The organism is Ligilactobacillus sp., from assembly GCF_036846325.1.
GTDB lineage: Bacteria > Bacillota > Bacilli > Lactobacillales > Lactobacillaceae > Ligilactobacillus.
In genome coordinates this window covers 12,644-20,594 of sequence record NZ_DAIUCE010000029.1, presented here as the reverse complement: position 1 = coordinate 20,594, position 7,951 = coordinate 12,644, and the positions used below count along the sequence as shown (strand labels likewise).

Genomic DNA, 7,951 nt, shown 5'->3' with positions numbered 1-7,951 from the left:
TGAAGCCGGGCGAACAGTACTTCTTCATCGACTCATCAATCATCCGCATGTGGACCATGTTCGGCATCATCTTCACGATTCTGATGGTCATGCTGACGTCATTTCTCGTCATCCGCGGCTTTTCGGAAAAATACGTTCCGCTGCTGGTCATTCTGGCGCTGATCGTGATTGAATCCGCAGTCGACCACCACCTGTGGGATCTTTCCTACAACATATTGTTTGCAGCAACGTTTGCGGACTGGAGCAGCTTGACGCAAAGGCAGCGCTGACTCAGCTATCTGTCCGTCCGGATGAACTCGTACGGAGTCGTCTGGTACACGTAATAATTAATCCAGTTGGAATACAGAATGTTTGCATGTGCCCTCCACGTCAGCAGGGGTTTCCTCGTATCATCGTCATCGGGATAGTAATTCAGGGGCGGCTTGATCGGCAGGCCCTTTTCCCTGTCTCTCTGATATTCCTTCTGCAGGGTATTGCGGTCATATTCTGGATGACCCATCACGAAGACCTGGCGTCCGTCTTTTGCAATCACAAGGTAGATTCCTGCTTCCCTTGAATCTGCCAGAACAGTGAGTTCAGGATTTTCCAGAATGGCCTGCCTGTCGCTTTCCGTGTGCCGTGAATGCGGTGCAGGAAAAACGTCATCAAAACCTCTGACAAGCGGAACTTTACGGTTCAGCAGCCGATGCTGATAGATGCCGAAGCGTTTTTCCTCAAGCAGGTGCTTTTTGATTCCATAATGATGGTACAGACCGGCCTGGGCACCCCAGCAGAGATGCAGCGTTGAAGTGACATGTGTTCTTGACCAGTCCATGATCTGACAGAGTTCATCCCAGTAGTCCACTTCTTCAAAATCCAGCTGTTCGACCGGGGCACCGGTGATGATCAGGCCGTCCAGGTTTCTGTCACTGATTTCAGAAAACGGCTCGTAGAATCTGTTGAGATGACTCAGCGCCGTGTGCGTGGCCTTGTGACTTTCAAGCGAGATGAACGTGACATCAAGCTGAAGCGGTGTGTTCGACAATGCACGCAGCAAGTCGATTTCCGTCGCCTCCTTGAGCGGCATCAGATTGACAATGCCGATTTTCAGCGGACGGATATCCTGGTGCAGGGCGCGCATTTCATCCATCACGAAAATATTTTCCTTTTTCAGAATCTCTCCGGCAGGGAGATCGGGTTGTGTCTTGATTGGCATGATAATTCCTCCATTCCAAAACGTCATTGGAGAATACGATAAAATGAAAAAACGTCCCCGTGAAGTAATTTCCTTCACAGGGACGCATTCCGGCGTGGTACCACCCATCTTCACTGCAAACTGCAGCCTTTTCCGGCACCATCATGCCTGGGAGTGTATCGTATCCTCACGAACCTTGAGCTTTCACTCGCAGTTGGACTCAGAGCTCATCTTCAGCCTGTCTTGTCCGCCCTCTTTCACCATCCGGGGCTCTCTTCGGGATTTGAGTCAGCCTACTCTTCTCTTCGACGTCTTGCTTTTCAATTATTGACTGAAGTTTATACCCTTTTTCCAATCTTGTCAACATCTTATTCTAATCGGATTCCAGAACAGGAAACTTACTGGATCTTCCCGTCAGTCGCGGTCAAAGTCAAGCTCAACCGTTGCAAAACGCTCCTCGCTCTCATCCGTCGCATTGTAGTATCTGACGTTGTCATTGAGCTTTCCGATTTCATCCATCTCATCGGCTGTCAGCACAAAATCGAAGATATCCCTGTTGTCCCTGATGTGTTCCGGATTCCTGGACCCGGGGATGACGATGAAGCCCATCTGCGTATGCCATCTCAGGATAATCTGTGCAGGTGTCTTGCCGTACTTTTCTGCAAGCCTTGCAAAGACTTCTTCATTCAAAAGCCTGCTGTCGCCATGACCGAGCGGATACCATGACATCAGGCGCGTGCCGTACGGCCTGAGTTTCTCCATGATTTCATCTTCAGTGCAGTACGGATGCGCCTCAAGCTGAATGACGTGCGGCTTGATCTCTGCATTCTCCAGCAGACGCGAGAGCTTTTCGCCGTGAAAGTTCGAAATCCCGATTGAACGGATCTTGCCGGCCTTATACGCCCTTTCAAGCTGCCTGTATCCTTCGATGAAGTTTCCTGCCGGCTGATGAATGAACAGAAGGTCAAGGTAGTCGACGCCGAGACGACGCAGCGTATCGTCAACTGCATTTTCATCTTCGTAGACAGTCGGCCAGAGTTTCGTTGACAGGAAGACGTCTTCACGGCCGACGCCGGAATTCCTGATTCCGCGTCCGACGGCAGTTTCGTTGCAGTAGGCATTTGCCGTGTCAATCAGGCTGTAGCCGTCTTTCAATGCCGTTTCAACTGATTTCTGCGCATCTGAGGGTTCAAGCAGATAGGTTCCAAGTCCAAGTGCCGGAATTTCAACATTGTTGCTCAATTTTAATTTTTCCATGATAATTTCCTCCGTTTAATGAATTTTCATTTCGTTAAGCATCCTGACGAGTTTTGGATCATAATGATCGATAATCCCGCTCCTGCCGAGATCTCTTGCAGAAATCCTGCTCATTTCCTCATCCGTCAGTTCAAAGTCCCAGATATCGATGTTCTGCTTCATCCGGTCTTCGTGAACACTCTTCGGGATGACCGAAACGCCGCGCTGAATGTTCCAGCGCAGGACAACCTGTGCCGCACTCTTATGGTACTTTTCGCCGATTTCGGAAAATTCAGGGTCGGAAAAGATACCGTGATTCCCCTCGGCAAAAGGTGCCCATGCCTGCGGTGTCACACCGAGCTCCTTCATGTTTTCAAGCGCCTTTTCCTGCGTGAAGTACGGATTCATCTCCACCTGGTTGACTGCAGGCGTCACCTCTGCATTTTCACAAAGGTTCATCAGCGTTTCAGGGAAGAAGTTTGCCACGCCGATCGTTTTGACCAGACCGGCCTTCAAGGCTTTTTCCAGCCCCCTGTAGGCCGCGAAGTAATCTCCCATCGCCTGGTGAAGCAGCATCGAGTCAAGACAGTCCAGTCTGAGACGTTCCAGGGAAGCCTTGACGGCCTCGAATGCCGTTTGTTCATCCTTTTGATCCTGCACCCAGACCTTGGACTGAATGAACAGGTCTTCCCGTTTGACGATGCCGTCTTCGACTGCCCTGTCAACGGCACGTCCGACGGCTTCTTCGTTTCCATACACCGCAGCCGTGTCAATCATGCGGTAACCGGCTCTGATCGCTTCATAAACTGCTTTTTCGCATTGCCTCAGATCGGAAATCTGATACACGCCGAATCCTTCCTGAGGCATTTTAACGCCATTGTTGAGTAACAGTTCCTTCATCATTTCTGCACCCCTTCCAACCATTCTTCCAAGGCATCATCGTTATAAAGACCCGGCAGGACATTGGCGCCGACGGCCAGTTTTCTGACCGTTTCGACAGCATCTTCAAACTGTCTGCGGTCTTTTCCATACGAGTTGGCAAACACGTAAACCGTCTTCTTGTCAAACGGTCCGACGCTCTTCAAAAAAGACTGCACGACAAGCGGTGCCGTGTACCACCAGATTGGAAACACCAGATAGACAACATCGAATTCTTCAATGTCAGGCAGAGGTTCTCTGAGCCTTGGAAATGTCTGCTGCTCATACTCTCTTTTCGCCTCAACGTCTGCGCAGGTCCGGTAGTCCCGGCTGTAGTCAGGATCCCGCCTGATCTGATATGATGCTCCTTTCGTCAATTCCTTCAAGCGTCTTGCGGTCCTTTCGGAAGTCCCGCTCCACGAAAACCATGCAATCAAAGGTTTCATGCACATCGCCCTCCTTCATGTCCCATCATAACCGGAAAAAACGCCCGCGTACAATATCAAATGCGGCATCTGCCATGACTTTGAATCATACTGATTGAAACACGGTCCGGATTATGCTACTGTAATGCTGATAAACAAAGAGGTGATCCAAATGATTGACTTTACCCAGCTTGAATACCTGAAGGCCTTTGTCGAAGCCGGGACTTTGACGGATGCTGCCGACAAGGTCCACGTTTCGCAGTCAGCGCTTTCACGGTCAATGAGAAAACTTGAAGATGAGCTTCAGGTTACGCTTTTTACGCGAACGAAAAACAAGCTTTCCCTGAATGACAACGGAAAGCTTGCCTCAAAATATGCTGAAAAGATTCTTGACGAAGTGAATCACATGGCAACCGAGATCAGAAATTTTGACATGTCCAAAAGGACCATTGCGGTCGGATCATGTGCACCGGCTCCCCTCTGGGACGTTTTGCCTCAGCTTGCAGTCCTGTACCCCGAAATGAAGATCACGTCTCAGCTTGCCGGCTTCAGAAATCTCGAACAGGGACTTTTGGACGAAAAATATCAAATGATCATTTTGCCATACGTTCCCGAAGAAAATAATCTCAATTACCTGAAGCTGATGGATGAAAAACTGTTCTTTGCACTGCCTGTCGACCATCCGCTCGCTTCAAGGAAGGCACTGCATTTCAAGGAAGCGGACGGAGAAACATTCCTGCTCTACTCCCAGATCGGTTTCTGGAAAAATCTCACTTACCGGAAAATGCCGCACAGCAGATTCATCGTCCAGGAAGATTCGTTTGCAATGAACGAACTCGTCAAAAACTCGACGCTGCCGTCGTTCGTAACCGATGTCAGCATAAAGAACGGCCATCTTCCGGAAAACAAGACAGCCGTTCCAATCGATGACGAAGAAGCATCCGTCACCTATTATGCAATTTGTCTCAAGGGACGCAGCTGGCACATGCTTGAGCGTTTCATGAACAGCAGACTGCGTTCTCAGGCCTGATGAACCTTTCTGCCGTTTTCAAACAGACTTCTCGTCGCCTGCCAGATTGCCCCGGCCGTTTCGGCATCGTTCATTGTATACAGATGAATGCCGGCAGCTCCCTGTGTCACCAAATCGACGATCTGATCGATTGCATATGCCAGACCGGCCGCCCTGAGCGATTCCGGATCATCCTGGTACCTGTTCAGAATGGCCGTGAATTTCCTTGGCAGCGTTGCCGAACTGGTCTTCAGAATTCTCAGGGCCTGATTGCGCCTGACAATCGGCATGATGCCGGCAACGATCGGCGTATTGATGTCCGCCATCTCGCAGCATTCCCTGAAACCGTAGAAACTGTCATTGTCAAAGAACATCTGCGTGATCAGACTGTCAACTCCCTGATCGGTCTTGTACTTGAGATGCCTGATGTCGTCGACCCGGCTGCTTGATTCCGGATGAATCTCCGGATAGCAGGCAGCACTGATGTGAAATTCAGGGAAGTTTTCATGAACGTATGCGATCAGGTCGCTTGCGTGCCTGAAATCATCCTTTGGCTGCCTGCCTTCGATGCGGTCTCCTCTGAGCGCCAGCAGATTCGTGACTCCGAGTTTTTCCAGTTCGCTCAGAATCTCTGAAACCTGACGTTTGTCGAGATATGCCGCCGGCAGATGCGCAATGCTCGGAACATTCAGCCTGTTCTTGACGTATCCGGCCAGCTTGACTGTCAGACGCGCCAGGTCATCGTTTCTGTTCGTGCAGGTCACGCTGATGAAATCGGGCGAAAGTCCGACCAGCTCATCAAGCGTTTTCGTCAGCTTTTCGGCCACACTCTCCTTGTTTGGAGGAAAAATTTCAAAAGAAAACGTTGGCTGCCCCATGCCGTCACAACTCCTCTCTGATGTTTTGCGCCGCCTGCGTCAGATTCCTCAGACTGGCTTTGGTCTCCTTTTCTCCACGCGTCTTCAGGCCGCAGTCGGGATTGACCCAGACCTTTTCCTTTTTGACCTTGGCCAGAATGCGGCGAAGCGTCTGTTCAATCTCCTCAACCGACGGGATACGCGGAGAATGAATGTCGTAAACGCCGGGACCGACTTCGGTCTTGAAATTCTCCTTCTTGAGTTCGTCGAGAATTTCAAGATTTGAACGCGAAGCTTCAAATGAAATGACGTCGGCATCCATGTCATCGATTGCCGGAATAATGTCGTTGAACTCGCTGTAGCACATATGCGTATGGATCTGGGTTTCAGGCCTGACGCCGCTGTGTACCAGGCGGAAGGCCGGAATTGCCCAGTCAAGATATTCGCCTTGCCAGTCGGAACGTCTCAATGGAAGCTTTTCACGCAAGGCGGCTTCATCAATCTGAATGACGCGGATGCCGTTCTTCTCAAGATCAAGAACTTCTTCCCTGATTGCCAGGGCAAGCTGCAGCGTTGATTCCCTGATGCTGATGTCTTCTCTCGGAAATGACCAGTTCAGGATTGTCACCGGGCCCGTCAGCATCCCCTTGACGATTTTCCTTGTCTGCTTCTGCGCATAAACCGACCAGCGAACGGTAATCGGCTCCTTTCTTGAAACGTCGCCCCAGATGATCGGCGGCTTGACGCAGCGCGTTCCGTATGACTGGACCCAGGCATTCTTGGTGAAGACGTATCCTTCAAGGTGCTGCCCGAAATATTCGACCATGTCGTTTCGTTCAAATTCGCCATGAACCAGAACGTCCAGGCCGATTTCCTCCTGGAATCCGATCCATGAGTCAATTCTTCCGGCAATGAATTCGTCGTATTCCTCCCGGCTGATTTCATGCTTTCTGAATGCGGCGCGCTTTTGCTTGACCTCTCTCGTCTGAGGGAAGGATCCGATCGTCGTCGTCGGAAGAAGCGGCAGGTTGAACTCCTGCTTCTGAATCTTTTCGCGCACGGCAAACTCAGGCTGACGCACGAATGCTTCCGGCTTCAGATCAGCAATCCTCTGATGCAGCTCTGCATTTTCCAGAACGCGCGGCTTTTCAAACAGCTCGGCGTTCTTCCTTAAAAATTCAGGGCTCTGATTCCCGAGCAGCGCATCAAGTTCGACAAGCTCTCTGACCTTTTCTTCAGCAAAGGCAAAATGCCTTGCCACGTCTTCTTCAAGGTCTTCGCCTGCAACGGTGTACGGCACGTGAAGCAGCGAGCAGGAAGTCGTCAGCACCAGGTTTTTGACGTTCAGCCCTTTCAGCAGGTCAAGCGTTTTTCTGTAATTGTTGCGCCAGATGTTCTTTCCGTTGACGACGCCGGCAAACAGGACCTTTCCGTCATCAAAGCCTCTTTCGACAAGTTCGGCCGTTTTCCTGCCCTCGACAAAGTCAAGTCCGATTCCGTCAAGGGGAAGCTTCAGCAAAACGTCATAGGCATCGCGGACGTCACCGAAATATGTCTGCGCCAGAACCTTGAGACTGCCCTTTTGCAAAAGCAGAGGCCCGTACAGCGCCTTGAACAGTGCCAGTTCCCTTTCGTCAAGATCCCTGACCAGGGCCGGCTCGTCAAGCTGAATCCAGTTTGCGCCGAGCTCCTCAAGCCGCTTGAAGATTCCGGCATACGCTTCAACGAACGCATCGGCAAAATCTTCTCTGACGCAGCCGTGAAATTCGCTTAATTGAAGCAAGGTGAACGGTCCGACCAGAACAGGACGCGTAATCGTTCCGTCTTCCCTTGCTTCGATGAATTCGTCAAAGATCTTCGTTCCCGCCAGCTTGACGTCCGTCTCCGCCGTAAACTGCGGCACGATGTAGTGATAGTTCGTGTTGAACCACTTCTTCATCGGCCAGGCCTTGACGTCGCCCTTTTCGCCCTGATAACCCCTTGCCAGGGCAAAGTACTTGTCGAGCTCGGACAAGTCGAGTTCAGCGATGTCTTCAGGTATCACGTTGAACAGAAAGGCCGCGTCAAGCATCTGGTCATAAAAGGAAAAATGGTTGCTCGTAAGACTTGTCAGTCCGCTGTCCAGAAGCAGCCTGCGGTCATGCTTGCGGAGCTCTCTAGCACGTTCCTTCAGTTCTTCTTCAGTTGCCTCATGTTTGAAATATTTTTCCGTAATGAATTTAAGTTCACGATTTTCACCGATTCTTGGAAAACCCACAATAGTTGCCGTCATAAGTCTACCCCCTTGATTTGTTATCTACAAATCTAACACTTCTGCATTAATTTGAATAAC

7 protein-coding genes and 1 pseudogene are annotated in these 7,951 nt (G+C 50.5%); 2 read left to right on the top strand and 6 right to left on the bottom strand.

What is annotated here, in order from left to right; all coding sequences use genetic code 11:
* Positions 1–269: pseudogene (locus V7Z60_RS04575) on the top strand (beta-carotene 15,15'-monooxygenase); the annotation flags it as partial.
* 5 nt (positions 270–274) lie between these two features.
* On the opposite strand, the gene metA reads toward V7Z60_RS04575, so the two are convergent.
* The 4 genes from metA to V7Z60_RS04555 all read right to left on the bottom strand — a co-directional run bounded on the left by metA (position 275) and on the right by V7Z60_RS04555 (position 3,774).
* Complete coding sequence (metA, locus tag V7Z60_RS04570; protein ID WP_334116651.1) at positions 275–1,195, bottom strand: homoserine O-acetyltransferase MetA; 921 nt, start codon at positions 1,193–1,195, stop codon at positions 275–277.
* Between the two features lie 393 nt (positions 1,196–1,588).
* On the bottom strand, positions 1,589–2,431 hold the full coding sequence (locus V7Z60_RS04565; protein ID WP_334116650.1) for an aldo/keto reductase: 843 nt from the start codon (positions 2,429–2,431) through the stop codon (positions 1,589–1,591).
* 15 nt (positions 2,432–2,446) lie between these two features.
* Entirely contained in the window at positions 2,447–3,310 is an 864-nt protein-coding gene (locus tag V7Z60_RS04560) for an aldo/keto reductase (protein ID WP_334116649.1), read from the bottom strand.
* Positions 3,310–3,774 (bottom strand): flavodoxin, encoded by a 465-nt coding sequence (locus tag V7Z60_RS04555; protein WP_334116648.1) that lies wholly within the window; start codon positions 3,772–3,774, stop codon positions 3,310–3,312. The genes V7Z60_RS04560 and V7Z60_RS04555 overlap by 1 nt, the downstream gene beginning before the upstream one ends.
* A 151-nt stretch (positions 3,775–3,925) precedes the next feature.
* Between V7Z60_RS04555 and V7Z60_RS04550 the strand changes: the two genes are divergently transcribed.
* Positions 3,926–4,783 carry a LysR family transcriptional regulator gene (locus V7Z60_RS04550; RefSeq protein ID WP_334116647.1) on the top strand — a complete coding sequence of 286 codons (858 nt, stop codon included), beginning with the start codon at positions 3,926–3,928 and terminating at the stop codon, positions 4,781–4,783.
* Here V7Z60_RS04550 and metF read toward each other — a convergent pair.
* The gene (gene metF, locus V7Z60_RS04545; RefSeq protein ID WP_334116646.1) at positions 4,774–5,640 is read right to left on the bottom strand and encodes a methylenetetrahydrofolate reductase [NAD(P)H]; all 867 of its coding nucleotides are present in this window, start codon (positions 5,638–5,640) and stop codon (positions 4,774–4,776) included. The two genes, V7Z60_RS04550 and metF, sit on opposite strands and share 10 nt — an antisense overlap.
* A gap of 4 nt (positions 5,641–5,644) precedes the next feature.
* Positions 5,645–7,891: a 5-methyltetrahydropteroyltriglutamate--homocysteine S-methyltransferase gene (metE, locus tag V7Z60_RS04540; protein WP_334116645.1), complete on the bottom strand. Its 2,247-nt coding sequence runs from the start codon at positions 7,889–7,891 to the stop codon at positions 5,645–5,647.
* Positions 7,892–7,951 lie beyond the last annotated feature (60 nt).